This window comes from Micromonospora sp. RTBAU3-60 (genome assembly GCF_054963695.1).
Genome location: NZ_JBUEGB010000032.1, coordinates 20,292 through 36,188, shown reverse-complemented (window position 1 = coordinate 36,188; position 15,897 = coordinate 20,292). Strand labels below are relative to the sequence as shown.

The following is a 15,897-nucleotide window of genomic DNA, read 5'->3' as shown; positions in this document are numbered from 1 at the left end:
CGACGAGGGCTCAGAGCCAGGGTGGTGGGCCCTCGAAGGTGAGGGCGTGCACGTCGAACAGGACCGCCGCGTCCACGCCGAGCGCCGGCCCGCCCTGGCGGGCCGCCCAGGTGAGGAACGGTCCGGGTTCGGGTCCGGCCACGCCCAGGCCCTGGGTGTACTCGGCGTGCGCGGCCAGCGAGGCGATGCCGCGCTGCAACGGCTCACCGGTGACATCCACGCCGTGCGTGGGGCGCTCGGCGCCGGCGAAGCAGACGTAGCGCACGCCGCCCCAGGCCGGTAGTCCCTCGCCCACCAGTTCGGGGAAGATCCACCGGTTGCCCGCGTCGCGAGCGGCGTCCAGCGTGGCCAGCCCCACCGCCCGGTGGTCGGCCTGGTTGGTGATACCGCCCGTCATGCGGACGGTGAACGCGCCCGAGACGATGACGTCGGGCCGGTGCCGGCGGATCGCCCGCACGATGTCGCGGCGCAGGTCCGGACCGTACTCGACGACTCCGTCGCGGTGGTCGAGGAACTCCACGACGTCCACGCCGACCTCCCGGGCGGCGGCGCGCTGTTCCCGCTCGCGCAACGGCCCGGCCTGCTCCGGGTGCATGGCGTCGATTCCTGCCTCGCCCCGGGTGGCCAGCAGGTAGGTGACGTGCTTGCCCTGGGCGGTCCAGCGGGCGATCGCCGAGGCCGCGCCGTACTCGATGTCGTCAGGGTGCGCGGCCACCGCAAGGCAGCGCTCCCAGTCCTCCGGCAGTGCCGGCAGCAGCCCATCCACGCTCCACACGGTAACCGCCTCGCCGCTGATCCGTCACCGCCGTGTCGGCAACTTTGGCCTCCGTTGACCAGGCGATAATGAGCGGGTGGACCTCAGCCGGCTACACCCGCAGGCGCGGGCGGCGATGCAGGTCCAGCAGCGTGTCCCGCTCACCCGGGCGAACCTGCCGGCGGCACGGCTCAGCATGGTCCAGGCGACTCCGGAAGAGGTGGGCAGCGGGCCGGTGATCCGGTCTGTGGTGACCGTCGACGCCGGCGGCGTGCCTGCCCGCCTCTACCGGGACGACGATCACGACGCGATGCCGGTGGTCCTCTACGCGCACGGCGGGGGCTGGGTGATGGGCAGCGTGGACACCCACGACGGGCTGTGCCGGCACCTCGCGGCCACGTCCGGCTGGGCCGTGCTCTCCGTGGACTACCGGCTCGCCCCCGAGCATCCGTACCCGGCGGCGGTGGACGACCTGACGTGGGCGCTCACCTGGCTGCGCGGGCCTGGGGCGGCCCGGCACGGCCTCGACCCGGGCCGGATGGCGGTGGCCGGTGACTCGGTGGGAGGGCACCTTGCGGCGGTGACCGCTCGGCGCGCCCGGGACGCGGGGATCCGGCTTGCGGGACAGATCCTCATTTGCCCGGTCATCGACCCCGCGGCCGACTATCCGGCCCTGGACGACTACGGCCTGGACCGGGAGGAGATGCGGTTCTTCTGGGACGCGTTCGCCCCACCCGGCGTGGACCGTACCCAGCCGGATCTGGACCCACTGCGGGCCGACCTCACCGGCCTGCCCCCCGCCGTGGTCATCACCGCCGAGCTCGACCTGTTATCGGCCGAGGCTGAACGGTACGCGGCCCGGCTGCTGGCGGCCGGCGTTCCGGTCACCGCAACCCGGTACCAGGGGCTCATCCACAACTTCCCGCGAAAACTGGCCCTGTTCGACGCGGCCCACGTCGCCCTGGCCCAGGTGGCCGCCGCGCTGAACCGCTGGTGAAAGGGCGTCGTCCCGCCCGGGTGCCGGTCGGACCGCAGCTTCCTCGCGCCGACATGGCCCGGTCGGATCCGGAGGCCGGCTCTGACGACAGCTCCGGTGCCCCGCCGGGCGACCGCCGGCGGGGCACCGAAGCTGCGGCTACTGCTGGGGGTTGATGGTGGTGAACGGGAGGCGGAGCCGGAGCTGGCCGGCGATCGGGACGTTGTGCTCCCGGACGTCCCGCAACTCCTCGGCGGTGAGGGCGCGGCCGTAGATGCGGAACTCGTCGAGGGCACCGCGGAACCGGTTGACGCCGTCGATCCGTTGGCCGAGGTAGATGCTGCGGATGCCGAACTCCTTGCCGTTGGTCACCGAGCCGCGGGGAGCGGCCAGGTCGGCGACGGTGGCGCCGTCGATGAGGACCGTGACCCGGGTCGCCGTGCGTTGCATGGCGACGTGGTGCCAGAGGCCGTCGTTGTACGCGCCCGCGATGGTGATGTTCGCGTCGCCCTGACCGGTGCCGACGACACCCCGGATGCGGTTGCTCGCCGGTTCGGCCCGCAGCCAGATCTGCGCGGCTCCCGTACCCCACTGGTAGAACCACCAGAGCACGTGGCTGCCGCTGGTTTCGCTGTACCGGAACCAGGTCATGATCGTGAAATCGTCGTTCCCGAGGTCGACGTCCGGGTTGTACGGCACCTCCACGTGGTCGTCGACGCCGTCGAGCGCGATCGCGTCGCCGTACCGCCCGGCGGTCAGCGTCGCGCCGCCGCGCACGTAGGCGGTGTTGTCGTAGCGCGGTGACGCGTCCTCGGTCGTCGGTCCCGGCTGCGGTGGCGGCGGCAGGTTCGGCGGGGAACCGTTCGGGGTGTCGAGGTACGCCTCGTTGAACCTGACGAACTGGATCACCTCGTACAGGGCGGCCACGCCGCCCTCGTACAGCAGTCCGGCGACGGGGCCCGCGACCGGGTCGGTCTCGATCTTGACCAGGTCGGAGTACCCGCCCGGACCCCAACTGATGACCTTGCCCTCCTGCCAGGGCTGCCAGGTCCTGGCCTCGTCGTACGAGGACCGGATCGTCAGGGCCTCGCGCTTGCCGGGGTTCGCGGGTCCGGAGAACAGGATGCGGTCCCGCGCGTCGCCTTCGTCGGTGGCGGTGAGGCGCAGCAACGCTCCCTGTACGACGGGCATCGTCAGCTCGGGCACCATCTGGAACGGCGCGTCGAAGCGTTCGCCGCCGTCGCTGGAGATCGCGTACGCCCGGGTGCCCTCAGCCGTGCCGGCTTCCCGCACGTTGACGTAGATCCGGCCGTCGGTCAGCTCCACCAGCGTCGACTCGTTGACGAAGATGTCGTCGGCGGCGCCACCGGCGCTGGCGCCGAGGTGCCACGTGTCGCCGCCGTCGTCGCTGTACGCCAGGTGGATGCCGGCGATGGGCCGTCCGTCGGGGCCGACGGACTCATGGTTGGCGCTCATCACCAGCCGCCCGGCGTGCGGGCCGCGGTGGAGTTGGATGGCGTGCACCGGGCCGGTGGCGTACCAGTGGGTCCACTCCGGCAGGATCAGCTCGGTCATTTCCCGGGGAGCGCTCCAGGTCGCTCCGTGGTCGTCGCTGACCTGCAGGTACGGCATGCGGCCACCGCTTCCGGTGCCCGGGTTGTGGGTCGTGAACAACACGACCCGGCCGGTCTGTTCGTCCACGACCGGCATGGGGTTGCCGTGCGTGTCGCCGTTGCCGCGCGACACGACCTGCAGCGGCCCCCACGTACGGCCGCCGTCGTGGGACCGCTTCAACACCAGGTCGATGTCGCCCCGGTCGTCGCAGTTGTTTATCCGGCCTTCGGCGAACGCCAGCAGGTCCCCGTTGGTGGCCTTCACGATCGCCGGGATCCGGAAGCAGAAATACCCGTCCGTGTTCGCCGTGTAGACCGCCCGCTCCTCGTGGTACGGCTCGGCGGCCTGCGCGGGAGCACTGGTGAGCAGGGTGGCGGCCAGCGCCGCGATCACCGCGGCGGACAGCAGTCGACGGTGTCTCCGGCCGGGTCTCTGTCTCGTCATGAAATGCGATACCTCCACTGGCCCGCCCACCTCTCGTCACAGGTACGAAACATTGCCGGACATCCTACGTCCGACGTCGTACATCGCAAGCCCTCCGGGCGGCTTGCCGCCCAGCTTGGTCGATACGTCCCTCCCGAGGCGCGCCCACCAGCGCGGCAGCAGACGGTTTGCGCAGGACGATGCCGAAGGGTAGGAACCTCGTCGTTTCCTGCACGGCGTCCGGCAAGGCATCCACCCGCATCGACCCGTCTCCGCGCCCGTGGCGCACCGAGGAGCAAGCTGAGTCGCGATCGGAACGAAAGCCGGACAATGGTTGACCGCGACGGGAGGGGGGAGCAAACTCGTTCGCGACCGTGAGGAGATCCCATGTCTTCCATCCGGAAAATGACGCAAACCGCCGGCACCGTGCTCGCGCTGATGCTCGGCCTGACCTCCCCGGCCGCCGCGGCCGGTTCGGACGCCCAGCCGGCGGCAGCGCCGGATGACTGGGTCGGCACCTGGTCGGCCTCGGCTTCCGGCACCGTGCCCAACCTCCCCACCGGATACGCGGACCGGACCGTCCGCAACGTCGTGCACACCAGCGTCGGTGGTTCCGGCGTACGGGTCTCGCTGGCCAACGTCCTCGGCACGGTGGCGGTGCGGATGGACGCGGTGACGGTCGCGGTCGCCGATGCGCCCGACGCGCCGGACGCGGTCGCGGGCACGATGCGAGCGCTCACCTTCGGCGGCGCGCCATCGGTGACCATCCCGGCCGGCGGCGAGGTGCTGAGCGACCCGATCTCCCTCGCCGTGCCGGAAGACGGCGACCTCCTGGTCAGCGTGTACACCCCGGTGCCGTCCGGGCCGGTGACCTATCACCAGGTGGCCAACCAGACCTCGTACCTGTCGCAGAACGGTGATCACGCGGCCGACGAGTCCGGCGCGGCCTTCACCCAGACGACCACCTTCTGGCCGTACGTGAGCGGCGTGGACGTCCTGGGACAGGCCGAGGGCGCGGTGGTCACCCTCGGCGACTCGATCACCGATGGGAACAACTCGACCCGCAACGCGAATCACCGCTGGCCGGACTACCTGGCCGACCGGCTGATCGCCGAGCCCGGGCCGACGCGGCTCGGTGTGCTCAACGCCGGCATCAGCTCGAACCGGTTGCTCAACAACACCTGGAACCCCAACGCCTTGTCCAGGTTGGACCGCGACGTGCTGACCGCGACCGGCGCGCGCTCCGTGATCGTCCTGCTGGGCATCAACGACATCGGCGGCCAGCCGCAACACCACGAGCCGTCGCAGATCATCGCGGCGCTGGGCCAGATAGCGGCCCAGGTCAAGGCGAAGGGGCTGCGGGTCACCGGGGGCACGCTCACGCCGTTCGGCGGGTCGAGCAACTACACCGAGGAACTGGAAGGCGTACGGCAGGCGGTCAACGACTTCATCCGCCACGGCGACGCGTTCGACGCGGTGGCCGACTTCGACGTCGCGCTGCGGGACCCCGCGATGCCGAACCGGCTGCGCGCGGAGTACGACTCCGGCGACCACCTGCACCCGAAGGACGCCGGTTACCAGGCGATGGCGGCGGTCGTCGACCTGGCCAAGCTCGACACCCGCCCGCCCGGCCACTGGGTCGGCACCTGGCAGACGGCCATGGCGCGGACGACGCCCGGCGCCGACCAGGGCATGCCGAACCACTCCATCCGCAACGTGGTGCACACCAGCGTGGGTGGCGACGCCGCCCGGGTGCGGCTGTCCAACGCGCTCGGCACGGCGCCGGTCCTGATGGGACGAGTGACGCTGGCGGTGGCGGCCAGGCCCGACGCACCGGACGCGGTCGCCGGCACGATGCGCGAGCTGACCTTCGGCGGCGCGCCGTCGGTGACCATCCCGGCCGGCGGCGAAGTACTCAGCGACCCGATCTCCCTTGCCGTGCCGGCAGACGGGGACCTGCTGGTGACCGTCTACACCCCGGCGCCGTCCGGCCCGGTGACCGAGCACCCGCGCTCGTACCAGACGTCGTTCATCACCGCGGACGGCGACCACGCGGCGGACGAGCAGGGCACCGCGTTCACCCAGCCGACCACGGCGTGGTACTACGCGACGGCCGTGGATGTCCGATCCACCACCACGCGCGGCGCGGTGGTGACCTTCGGCGACTCGATCACCGACGGGGACAGGTCGACCATCAGTGCGAACCTGCGGTGGCCCGACGTCCTCGCCGACCGGCTCGCCGCCGAGCCGGGACCGACCAAGCTCGGCGTGGTCAACAGCGGCATCAGCGGCAACCGGATCCTGGACAGCAGCACCGGGACCGGGATCGGTGGCCCGAACGCGTTCGCCCGCCTGTCCCGGGACATGCTGACCACCTCCGGGGCGCGCACGGTCATCGTGCTCGAGGGCGTCAATGACATCCTCAACCTCGAACACCTCGACCCGGAGACCCTGAAACTCGCCCTGCGGCAGATCGCCGCCCAGGCACACGCACAGGGCCTGCGGGTCGTCGTCGGCACCATCACGCCGATCAAGGGATGGCGCTCCTACACCGAGGAACGGGAGAACGTGCGGCAGGCCGTGAACGCGTTCATCCGCACGAGTGACGACTTCGACGCTGTCGTCGACTTCGACGCGGTGGTGCGTGACCCGGCCGACCCGCAGCGGATCAACCCGGCGTACGACTCGGGGGACCACCTGCACCCGTCGGACGCGGGCTACCGCGCGATGGCCGAGGCCATCGACCTCGGCACACTCCGCTGAGGGCCGGCTGCGTGCCGCCCACCCCGGTCGGCACGCAGCCGGGCGGTGTGAGATCCATCGCCCGTGGGAAGGCCCGGTGATCCTGAGGTGTTGTCCGGCACGTGCCGGAGACGGATGTGGTGATTGTCGGGGCCGGACAGGCGGGGCTGTCCAGCGCGTTTCACCTGCGCTCTTCCGGGCTTGACTTCGCCGTCCTGGACGCGAACCCGGCGCCCGGCGGGGCCTGGCAGCACCGGTGGCCGACGCTGCGCATGGCGACCGTGCACGGGATCTTCGACCTGCCTGGCATGCATTTCACGCCGCCGTCGCCGGACGAACCAGCCGCCGACGCGGTGGCGGCCTATTTCGCCGCCTATGAGAGGGAATTCGGCATCGACGTGCGGCGTCCGGTTGCCGTCACGGCCGTCCGGAACGACCGCGACGGACGACTCCTCGTCGAATCCGACAACGGCACCTGGACCACCCGGGCGCTGATCAACGCCACTGGAACGTGGACCCGGCCGTTCGTGCCGTACTACCCCGGGCAGGAGACGTTCCGCGGGCGGCAGCTGCACACCGCCCACTACCGGGGGCCGGCGGAATTCGCCGGGAAGCGGGTGGTTGTCGTCGGGGGCGGAACGTCCGCCGTGCAGCTCCTGGTCGAGATCGCCGACGTCGCGGCGACAACGACCTGGGTCACCCGCCGGCCGCCGGTGTTCCGGGACGGGCCGTTCACGCCGGAGCACGGACGCGAGGTGGTCGCCATGGTGGCGGCCCGGGTACGGGCCGGCCTGCCGCCGGGAAGCATCGCCAGCGCGACCGAGCTGTCGTGGACGCCGCAGCTGCTCGCAGCCCGGGAACGCGGTCTCCTGCTGCGCCGGCCGATGTTCGACCGGATCGTCCCCGACGGTGTCCGGTGGCGCGACGGCGCGACACAGGACGTGGACGTCATCCTCTGGTGCACCGGCTTCCGGCCGGCGCTCGACCACCTCGCGCCGCTGCGGCTGCGGGGGCCCCGCGGCGGCATCGTCGTGGACGGCACCCGGGTGGTCGCCGACCCCCGGATCCACCTGGTTGGCTACGGGCCGTCCGCGAGCACCGTCGGCGCGAACCGCGCCGGGCGGGCAGCGGTCCGCGAGCTGCGCGCGCTCCTGGCGGCGCCCGCCCCGGCATGACGCACGCCCGCCACGTCGCCGGCACGGCTGCCCAACCTCACTGGAGTAGGGCGAGGAAGCGGCGCAGGGCCGGGTTCGTGCTGTCGCGCGGCCAGGCCAGGGCGACGTCCACGGTGGGCATCGGGGCGGTGAACCGGCGCAGCCGTACCTCGCGCAGCCGCAGCGCGCGGGCACGGCCGGCCGGGACGGCCGCGACCACGTCTCCCTGCGCCACCGCCCGCAGCAGCTGCTCGTCGTCCGGCTCCTGCCGGACCAGGTTGAAGCCGCCGTGCGGCCAGACCTGGGCGATCGTGCGATCGAACATGCCGGGGCCGTTCTCGCGCGGCCACATCACGGCCGGCAGGTCGACCACCTCGGCCCGGCTGATCCGACGGCGGCCGGCGGCGAGGGGGTGGCCCGCCGGCAGGGCCAGCAGCAGCTCTTCGGTGTCGACGATCCGGCAGGCCAGCGCCGGCTCGTCGACCGGCGGGCGGACGAACGCCGCGTCGAGCCGGCCGGCGAGCAGGCCAGCCACGTTCGGCGCCGTCCAGGCCGTCTCCGGCACCACCTCGACGTCCGGGTGGGCGGCCCGGAACCGGGCGACCAGCGCGTCGACCCGGCCGCCGCGCGCCGACCGGGTGTACGCCAGCCGGAGCCGGTAGCCCCGCCCGCGTACCAGGTCCCGGATGCGGGCGGTCCCCGCGTCCACCTCGGCGAGCAGCCGGGCGGCCTCGCCGGCGACCCGCGCCCCCACGTCGGTCAGCGTGCAGCCCCGGCTGGTGCGGTGCACGAGCGGCACGCCGAGTTGGCGCTCCAGGGCGCGGATCTGCTGGCTGAGCGCGGGCTGTGCGATGTGCAGCCGGGCGGCGGCCCGGGTGAAGTGCAGTTCCTCGGCGAGCACCGCGAAGTAACGCAGCCGCCGCAGGTCCGACCAGGCGTCCAGGGTCGGCGGGGCGGACATGGGCCAATCATAAGCGCCGCTTATCGCCGGCTGCCCGATTCGTCTTGGACGGCGGTCCGCCGGGGCGGTGACGATCCAAGGCCAACGGCACGAGCGAGGGGAGCGGACGATGACGGCAGCGACGGACGTGGTGGTGGTCGGGGGCGGGGTCATCGGGATGACGGCGGCGGTCACCCTCCAGCAGCGGGGGGCGCGAGTGACCGTGCTGGCCGCCGACGAGCCGGCGGACACGGTGTCCACGGTGGCCGCCGCGGTGTGGTACCCGAGCCACACCGACCAGGACCCGCGGGTGCTGCGCTGGGCGCGGGAGACGTACGCGGAGCTGGGCCGCCAGGCGGCGGACGGCGTGCCGGGGGTGGTCGACCGGCCGACCCGGATGCTGCTGCGCCACCCGTACGCCGGCCCGCCGTGGTGGGCGGAGGTGTGCGGGGATCTGGCGGCCGACGCGGCGGGGCCGCCGTACACGGCGCTGCTGCGGTTCACCGCGCCGACGGTGGAGATGACTCCGTACCTGACCTGGCTGCGGCAGCGGCTGGAGGCCGGCGGCGGGCGGGTGCTGCGCCGCCGGGTGCGACGGCTCGCCGACGCGTTCGAGATCGCGCCGACGGTCGTCAACGCGACGGGGCTGGCCGCCGGCCAGCTCGCCGCCGACGCGGCCGTGCACCCGGTGCGCGGGCATCTGGTGCTGGTGGCGAACCCGGGCCTGACCGCCTCGGTGCGCGACGAGGACGATCCGGCCGGGCTCACGTACGTGCACCCGCGCCGGCACGACGTGGTGCTCGGCGGCACGTACCAGCCGGGGGTGGGGCACACCGCGCCTGATCCGGCCACCGCGGCCGCGATCCGGCGCCGCTGCGTCGCGTTGGTGCCGGCGCTGGCCGACGCGCCGGTGCTCGGCGAGCGGATCGGGCTGCGCCCGGGCCGGCACGGCGGCCCCCGGGTCGAGGTGGACCCGGACCCGGCTGGCCCATCCGGGAGCCGGCTCGTGCACGCGTACGGCCACGGCGGGGCGGGAGTCACCCTGTCCTGGGGGTGCGCGGCCGAGGTGGCGGACCTCGCCCTGGGTGGCTGACCGGGCCTGCCCGGCCACGGCGGGGTCGGCGGCCGGCTCACCGCAGCGGAGGGTCACAAGTACATGAGGTGCAGCGTCATCCCGGCGTCGGCGTGCGCCAGGTTGTGGCAGTGGTTGGCCCACATTCCGGGGTTGTCGGCCCGGAACGCCACCTCCCAGACGTCGCCGGGGCGCACGTCGAAGGAGTCGAGCCACAGGGGGCTCCCGGTCGCCGGCTTTCCGTTGCGGGACAGCACCAGGACGTGATGGCCGTGCAGATGCCACGGGTGCACCACCAGTGCTCGGTTCACGATCGTGAACCTGACGATGTCGCCGGGGCGTACGACCTGGGGCGGGATGTCCGGGTCGGCCGCGCCGTTGACGGTGTGGGCGTATCGCGGAAGCAGTCCGTGCAGGTCGAGGCCGCGGTCGAGGACGAGGGTGAACTCCCGGTCGAATCGGGACCACGGCGCCGGGGAAGCGGCGCCGTAGGTGAGCGGATCCAGCACCGGCCACGCGCCGGTCGCCGTCGACACCGGTCCGGTCGAGTAGACCGCCCGTCCGTCGACGAACAGCGCCACCGGTGTGGCGGGCGCGGTGAACACCAGGTCGTAGCGTCCCCCGGCCGGGATCAGCACGGCGGTGTCCACGAGCGAGGTCGGGTCCTGCAGGTCGGATCCGTCGATCGCGGCGACCTGGAACGGGGCTCCGGCCAGGGCGTACCGGTGCGTCGTGCTGTCGGTGTTGATCAGCCGCAGCCGCACGGGCGTCCCCGCCTCGACCGGCTCCGTTCTCGGTGCGGGCAGTGGAAGGCCGGACAGGGTGTGCACCGGCACCGTGACGTCGACGCCGGTCACCGGCGCCGGGCGCACCACCAGGACACCGTAGAGCCCCTTCCGCACGCCGACGTCGGACACCGCATGCGTGTGGTACCAGTACGTCCCGGCCTGTTCGGCGCGGAACCGGTAGACGAACTCCTGTCCGGGCAGCACCGCCGCCTGCGTTACGCCGGGCACCCCGTCCTGGCTGTTCGGCACGTCGTACCCGTGCCAGTGCAGCGTGACGCCGCGCGCGATGTCCCGGTTGCGCAGCGTCACCTCCAGGACGTCGCCGACGGTGGCGGTCAGTTCCGGCCCGGGAACCTGCCCGTTGAACGCCCACGCCGTGACGTCACGGCCGCTCACGCTCACCGTGGCGGTCCCGGCCGTCAGGGTGAACCGCCTGGTCGGTTCGCCGACGGTCCGCGCCTCCCGATATTCATGATCATGTGGTACGGCGGGAGCAGCGGCCGGGGTGGCGGCCAGCCCGGTGCCGGTCACCAGCGCCGCGACCGCCACCACGAGGGCCGCCCGGGACACCGTCCGGGACGGGCGGGCGTTCAGGGCCCGCCACGAGACCGCGGTCGCCGTGACGACCCCGGCGACCGCGAGCAGGCCCGCGCCTGCCGACGCGGGATAGCCGTGCAGGACCGTCACGAGCAGGGCGGCGCTGTTGGCGTACCCGGCGAAGAGAAGCGGGACCGCGACGGACCGGGGGTCGCCCGGGGTCCGCAGCAGCCGCGGCCCGGCGACGACCACCGCGGCGAGCGACAGTGGGGCGGCGATGAGGACCTTCTCCGCCGCGAACCACCAGCCGGCGCGGGCGAGCGCGGTGATCGTGATCGCGCGGGCGAGCGTGGCGAGCAACGCGACGGCGGCCAGTCCCCGCGCGAGCGGACGGCGCCGGGCGGCCGAGGCGGCGCCGCCGCCCAGCCACCCGGCGGCCGCGAGGACCGCGATCACCAGGTCGGCCGCGAGCAGCGAGCCGACGGTCATGCCGGCTCGCCTTCCCGGACGGTCACCGGGATGGTGTCGGCCGGCGCCGGGCGGGCCAGCTTTCGCGCCGCCTGGTGGACGCTGACCACGACGTGCACCGCGATGATTCCGTTGAGCGCGTGCAGCCCGGCGATGGTCAGGCCGAACGGCGTGCTGGCGCCCGCGGCGTCGGTGGACGCGTTCGCGAGCATCGCGATGAGCCCCTGCACGACGACGAGGCCGAGCGGCAGGATCGCCAGTCCGATGAGCCGGCCCGGTGCCTTGGCCAGTACGGCGAACAGGGTGGTGAGCAGGGTGAGGGCGGGGATGACCGCCATCCCGGTGACGCTGTGCAGGGCGTACGCGCCGTCGCCTGCGGGTTTGGTGAACGCGCCGACGGCGGCGAAGACGAACTGCAGGACGAACGCGACCAGCAGCACAGTGGTGACGATGACGAGGGCCTTGCGCATGGTGACCTCCTAGAGATGAGCCGGGGACAGGGCCTGGGCGACGTGATCGGTGGCCGTGATCGCGCCGTACGCGAGCAGCCGCACGAGGTCGGCGTCGGCCGGATGGGACAGCCGCCACAGGGCGACGTCGCCGGCGCGGATCGCGCTGGGCGCGAACGCCGCCAGCAGCGCGATCCGCGTCCCGACCCGGTCCGCGCCGGGCAGGTCCCGGATCAGATCGGCGGCCCACTGCGCGGGCTGGGCCGGATGCCGCCCGTCCTCCCAGCACACGGTGGCCGTGACCGTCCGGCGTGCCACGTCGCCCAGGAGGTCTCCGCCCTGCATGGCGGCCGTCCTCAACGACGCGTACGCGACGCCGACCGGGCTGTCCCCGGCCCACGCCGGCGGGGCCGTCGGGCCGTCGTCGAGGAGCGGCAGGCTGCGGCCGGGCTCCTTCGGCTCCCGGGCCGTCCTGGCGTAGAGCCGGCCCCCGACGGACCGCACCACCGGGGAGCGCTGCAGGCCGCCGGGCAGCAGATCCGGATCGAGCAGCGCCGAGACGATCCGGTTGATGAAGTGGAAGGCGAGCAGGGTGCCGGTGACCTCAGGCCGGTACGGGCTGGTCCACTCAGCGGCTCCGGGGCTGCGGCTGGCCTCGGCCCAGCGGACGAGCTCGGCGTGCCTCGGCTCCGGTGGCGTCCCGCCCCGGGCGATGACCTCGGCCAGCTCGTGCTCGCCCAGCGCGTGCAGCAGCATCACGTGGGCGTCGACGCAGAACCGGCAGCGGTTGGCCCGGGACACCGCCGCCGCGACGAGCTCGCGGTCGACCCGGGACGTGTCCCCGGCGAGCAGGGCCTCGCGCATCAGCGCCCAGGTCGCGGCCAGCACCTCCGGCACGGCCGAGAGCGCCTGGAAGGTGGGCGCCGGCCCGAGGAACTCGTCCCGCAGCTGCCGGTAGACCTCCGCGGTGAGACCGGTCGCCGCCGACGCCTTCGCGGGAGTGAAGAAGCGGTATGTCATGGCTCGATGCTCGCCGCGGCGGGCCGGGAAAACGTCGTGCCGCCGCAGGCACTCGCCCGGCCGCCGATACCGCGTCCGCAGTACGCCTCAACTACCGCAGGCGCGGGATGCTCCCCGATGACGGCCGTTCTACAGTTCGCTCATGCGCCGCGATCTGCCGTACGCCCTCAGCGGCCTCGCCCTCGGTGTCCTCCTGCTCGGCGACGCCGCGCTCGCGCCGGACGCCGGAGCGGTACGGGCGCTCGACGTCGCCCTGGTCCTGGCCATGGCGGCGGCCGTGGCGGCGTGCCGGCGGTACCCGGTGGTGGCGTTGGGCGTGGTGACCGCCGCCATGCTGGCCGTCCACGTCCGGGTACACGCCGGGGTGTCCGCCGCGTTCGCCGTCCTCGGCGCGGTCTACGTCGCCGCCTGGCGGGGGCACCGATGGGCATCTGCCCTGGCCAGCGTCGTCTTCCTCGGCGGCTTCCTGACCCACGACATCTCAGTCGCGCCCGCCGGCCGGCCCGGTCAGCAGATCGCCGAGCGGACCGCCCTGCTGCTGGGCTGGTTTCTGGCGGCCAACGTCGCCGGGCTCGTCACGCGGCAGCACCGGGCGTACCTGGCCCAGGTCGAGCAGCGGGCCATCGACGCCGAACGCACCCGCGAGGAGATGGCGCTGCGCCGCGCCGGGGAGGAGCGCCTGCGCATCGCCCGGGATCTGCACGACTCGCTGACCCACAGCATCTCGGTGATCAAGGTGCAGGCGGGGATCGCCGTGCACCTGGCCCGCAAGCACGGCGAGGAACCGTCGGCCGCGCTGCTGGCGATCCAGGAGGCCAGCGGCACCGCGATGCGGGAACTGCGGGCCACGCTGGACGTCCTGCGCTCACCCTCCGACGGGGACCGGGTCGGGCTGGCCCGGGTGGGCGAGCTCGCCGAGCGGACCCGGGCGGCCGGCGTACCGGTGCAGGTGACCGTCACCGGTCAGCCCCGGGACCTGCCCGCCGAGGTCGACCAGGCCGGGTATCGGGTTGTCCAGGAGGCCCTGACCAACGTCGCCCGCCACGCCGGCCCCGCCACCGCCCAGATCCACGTCGCGTACGCCCCGGCACAGCTGACCGTCTCGGTGACCGACGACGGCCAGGCGTCGCCGGTCCGGCCGGTCACACCAGGCGTGGGCCTGCGCGGCATGCGGGAACGGGTCACCGGACAGGGCGGCACGCTGCACGCCGCCGCCCGCGACGGCGGCGGGTTCGCGGTACGGGCCACGTTCCCGCTGGACGGTCCGGCATGAGCGAGCGCTTGGGCGAGGTCCAACCAGCTCAGTCCGCCACGATCCGGGTCCTGCTCGCCGACGACCAGGCCCTGATGCGGGCCGGCTTCCGGGCGTTGCTCAACGCCGAGGACGACCTGGCGGTCGTCGGCGAAGCCGCCGACGGCGCCGCGGCCGTGCAGCTGTCGCGACGCCTGCGACCGGACGTCGTGCTGATGGACGTGCAGATGCCGGGACTCGACGGCATCGAAGCCACCCGTCGCATCGCCGCCGATCCCGACCTCGCCGCGGTCCGCGTCCTCATCCTCACCAACTACGGGCTCGACTCGCACGTCTTCGCCGCACTCCGCGCGGGCGCCAGCGGGTTCCTCCTCAAGGACGCCGACCCCGCCGACCTGCTGCAGGCCGTCGCCGTCGTGGCTCGCGGCGACGCGCTGCTCGCCCCGGCGGTCACCCGTACGCTCATCAGCGAGTTCGTCGCCGGCCCCCCGCCGGCCGACCCGGCGGCCGGCCGCGGCGTGCTGACCGCCCGCGAACAGGAGGTCGTCGAGCTCGTCGCCCGGGGGCTGACCAACGACGAGATCGCCGAGCGCATGGTGATCAGCCCGTTGACCGCCAAGACACACGTCAACCGTGCGATGACCAAGCTGCACTGCCGCGACCGTGCCCAGCTGGTCGTGTGGGCGTACGAGTCGGGGCTGATCACGCCGCGTCGCCGGTGACGCCACCTCGCCGTGCGCGGCCGACAACGCCGCCACCACCGTTGCGAACTCGCCGCGGGCAGGACACCGACGGAGGCCATGCGCTGCCGTGAATGCCCACTGCAGGGGAGGTCAGCCCGCGAAGGTGTGATCGGGGAACCCGGGCACCTCCGGTCGGATCCGGAACAGTGCCCCCGCCGGGGAGCGGTCCTCGGCCGGCAGTCCCTGGCGGGAAGTCGTGATGTAGAGGTCGGCGTGGTCCGGGCCGCCGAATGCGCATGCGGTGGGGCGCCGGACCGGCAGCTCCACGACGGCGGTGAGACGGCCGTCCGGCGCGTATCGGTGGACGGCGCCCCCGTCCCACAGCGCGACCCAGACACCGCCCTCGACGTCGACGCACAGTCCGTCCGGCGTGCCCGCGTCGGGCGGCACCGCTACCCCCGGCCGTCGGTCCTGCAACTCGCCGGTGCTCAGGTCAAAGGCGAAGGTGTCGATCCGGTGGGTGGCCGAGTCGACGTACCAGGCGGTCCTGCCGTCCCGGGTCCAGGCCAACCCGTTGGAGACGGTGAGCCCGGTGAGCACCGTCTCGACCGCGCCGCCGGGGCTGAGCCGGTGCAGCGCGGCCCGGCCCGGCGCGGCGTCGTAGGCCATGGAACCGCAGTAGAAGCGCCCGAGCGGGTCGCACCCGCCGTCATTCATCCGGACCGACGGATCCGACCAGATCTCGGGCAGCAGCTCCACCGAGTCGCCCCTGAGCAGCGCGAAGCCCCGCTCGACGGCCGCGACCAGTCCACCGCCGGAGCGCGGGCGCACGGCCGCGACCACCGGAGCGACGTGTCGGCGGGTGATCGCCCCGGTGACCGGGTCCAGAGCCAGGATGTCGCCGACCAGCATGTCGACCCAACGCACCTGCTGGTCTTCGGGGCACCACACCGGCCCTTCCCCGTGTCCGGCGATCGGCGGGGTGACCTGCTCCGCGAACATCGAACCTCCTTCGTGGGTCGAGC

General features: G+C 73.4%; 13 protein-coding genes. 6 read left to right on the top strand and 7 right to left on the bottom strand.

Going from position 1 to position 15,897, the window contains the following annotated elements:
• Nucleotides 1–10: 10 nt before the first annotated feature.
• Nucleotides 11–766 carry a PIG-L deacetylase family protein gene (locus ACY34I_RS25960; RefSeq protein WP_462757632.1) on the bottom strand — a complete coding sequence of 252 codons (756 nt, stop codon included), beginning with the start codon at nt 764–766 and terminating at the stop codon, nt 11–13.
• A gap of 85 nt (nt 767–851) precedes the next feature.
• Here ACY34I_RS25960 and ACY34I_RS25955 point away from each other — a divergent pair, with 85 nt between their 5' ends.
• Entirely contained in the window at nt 852–1,751 is a 900-nt protein-coding gene (locus ACY34I_RS25955) for an alpha/beta hydrolase (RefSeq protein WP_462757631.1), read from the top strand.
• Nucleotides 1,752–1,889: 138 nt separating this feature from the next.
• Here ACY34I_RS25955 and ACY34I_RS25950 read toward each other — a convergent pair whose 3' ends face one another.
• Nucleotides 1,890–3,788 carry an exo-alpha-sialidase gene (locus ACY34I_RS25950; RefSeq protein ID WP_462757630.1) on the bottom strand — a complete coding sequence of 633 codons (1,899 nt, stop codon included), beginning with the start codon at nt 3,786–3,788 and terminating at the stop codon, nt 1,890–1,892.
• Between the two features lie 384 nt (nt 3,789–4,172).
• Here ACY34I_RS25950 and ACY34I_RS25945 point away from each other — a divergent pair, with 384 nt between their 5' ends.
• Complete coding sequence (locus ACY34I_RS25945; protein WP_462757629.1) at nt 4,173–6,530, top strand: SGNH/GDSL hydrolase family protein; 2,358 nt, start codon at nt 4,173–4,175, stop codon at nt 6,528–6,530.
• A 101-nt stretch (nt 6,531–6,631) separates the two neighbouring features.
• Nucleotides 6,632–7,684: an FAD-dependent oxidoreductase gene (locus ACY34I_RS25940; protein ID WP_462757628.1), complete on the top strand. Its 1,053-nt coding sequence runs from the start codon at nt 6,632–6,634 to the stop codon at nt 7,682–7,684.
• Between the two features lie 37 nt (nt 7,685–7,721).
• Here the strand turns inward: ACY34I_RS25940 and ACY34I_RS25935 are convergent, their stop codons facing one another.
• Entirely contained in the window at nt 7,722–8,624 is a 903-nt protein-coding gene (locus ACY34I_RS25935; protein ID WP_462757627.1) for a LysR family transcriptional regulator, read from the bottom strand.
• A 109-nt stretch (nt 8,625–8,733) separates the two neighbouring features.
• On the opposite strand from ACY34I_RS25935, the gene ACY34I_RS25930 reads away from it, so the two are divergent.
• Nucleotides 8,734–9,696 (top strand): FAD-dependent oxidoreductase, encoded by a 963-nt coding sequence (locus ACY34I_RS25930; RefSeq protein WP_462757626.1) that lies wholly within the window; start codon nt 8,734–8,736, stop codon nt 9,694–9,696.
• 53 nt (nt 9,697–9,749) lie between these two features.
• Here ACY34I_RS25930 and ACY34I_RS25925 read toward each other — a convergent pair whose 3' ends face one another.
• Genes ACY34I_RS25925 through ACY34I_RS25915 form a run of 3 tightly spaced genes read right to left on the bottom strand, consistent with a single transcriptional unit; the run spans nt 9,750 to nt 12,937 of the window.
• Nucleotides 9,750–11,489, bottom strand: coding sequence for a multicopper oxidase family protein (locus ACY34I_RS25925; protein WP_462757625.1), 1,740 nt, complete (start codon nt 11,487–11,489; stop codon nt 9,750–9,752).
• Complete coding sequence (locus tag ACY34I_RS25920) at nt 11,486–11,938, bottom strand: DUF6220 domain-containing protein (protein ID WP_462757624.1); 453 nt, start codon at nt 11,936–11,938, stop codon at nt 11,486–11,488. The genes ACY34I_RS25925 and ACY34I_RS25920 overlap by 4 nt, the downstream gene beginning before the upstream one ends.
• Before the next feature lie 9 nt (nt 11,939–11,947).
• Nucleotides 11,948–12,937, bottom strand: a complete 990-nt coding sequence (locus ACY34I_RS25915; RefSeq protein WP_462757623.1) for a carboxymuconolactone decarboxylase family protein — start codon at nt 12,935–12,937, stop codon at nt 11,948–11,950.
• Nucleotides 12,938–13,079: 142 nt separating this feature from the next.
• Between ACY34I_RS25915 and ACY34I_RS25910 the strand changes: the two genes are divergently transcribed.
• Both ACY34I_RS25910 and ACY34I_RS25905 read left to right on the top strand, forming a co-directional pair.
• Nucleotides 13,080–14,210 (top strand): sensor histidine kinase, encoded by a 1,131-nt coding sequence (locus tag ACY34I_RS25910; protein WP_462757622.1) that lies wholly within the window; start codon nt 13,080–13,082, stop codon nt 14,208–14,210.
• Nucleotides 14,207–14,911, top strand: coding sequence for a response regulator (locus tag ACY34I_RS25905; RefSeq protein WP_462757621.1), 705 nt, complete (start codon nt 14,207–14,209; stop codon nt 14,909–14,911). Before ACY34I_RS25910 ends, ACY34I_RS25905 begins: the two co-directional genes overlap by 4 nt.
• Nucleotides 14,912–15,022: 111 nt before the next feature.
• Here the strand turns inward: ACY34I_RS25905 and ACY34I_RS25900 are convergent, their stop codons facing one another.
• Entirely contained in the window at nt 15,023–15,874 is an 852-nt protein-coding gene (locus ACY34I_RS25900; RefSeq protein ID WP_462757620.1) for an SMP-30/gluconolactonase/LRE family protein, read from the bottom strand.
• Nucleotides 15,875–15,897: the final 23 nt, after the last annotated feature.

Coding starts and splice junctions, on each gene's coding strand:
- ACY34I_RS25950 (WP_462757630.1), bottom strand. CDS start 3,788: ATGACGAGACAGAGACCCGGCCGGAGACACCGTCGACTGCTGTCCGCC.
- ACY34I_RS25945 (WP_462757629.1), top strand. CDS start 4,173: ATGACGCAAACCGCCGGCACCGTGCTCGCGCTGATGCTCGGCCTGACC.
- ACY34I_RS25935 (WP_462757627.1), bottom strand. CDS start 8,624: ATGTCCGCCCCGCCGACCCTGGACGCCTGGTCGGACCTGCGGCGGCTG.
- ACY34I_RS25930 (WP_462757626.1), top strand. CDS start 8,734: ATGACGGCAGCGACGGACGTGGTGGTGGTCGGGGGCGGGGTCATCGGG.
- ACY34I_RS25925 (WP_462757625.1), bottom strand. CDS start 11,489: ATGACCGTCGGCTCGCTGCTCGCGGCCGACCTGGTGATCGCGGTCCTC.
- ACY34I_RS25920 (WP_462757624.1), bottom strand. CDS start 11,938: ATGCGCAAGGCCCTCGTCATCGTCACCACTGTGCTGCTGGTCGCGTTC.
- ACY34I_RS25915 (WP_462757623.1), bottom strand. CDS start 12,937: ATGACATACCGCTTCTTCACTCCCGCGAAGGCGTCGGCGGCGACCGGT.
- ACY34I_RS25910 (WP_462757622.1), top strand. CDS start 13,080: ATGCGCCGCGATCTGCCGTACGCCCTCAGCGGCCTCGCCCTCGGTGTC.
- ACY34I_RS25905 (WP_462757621.1), top strand. CDS start 14,207: ATGAGCGAGCGCTTGGGCGAGGTCCAACCAGCTCAGTCCGCCACGATC.
- ACY34I_RS25900 (WP_462757620.1), bottom strand. CDS start 15,874: ATGTTCGCGGAGCAGGTCACCCCGCCGATCGCCGGACACGGGGAAGGG.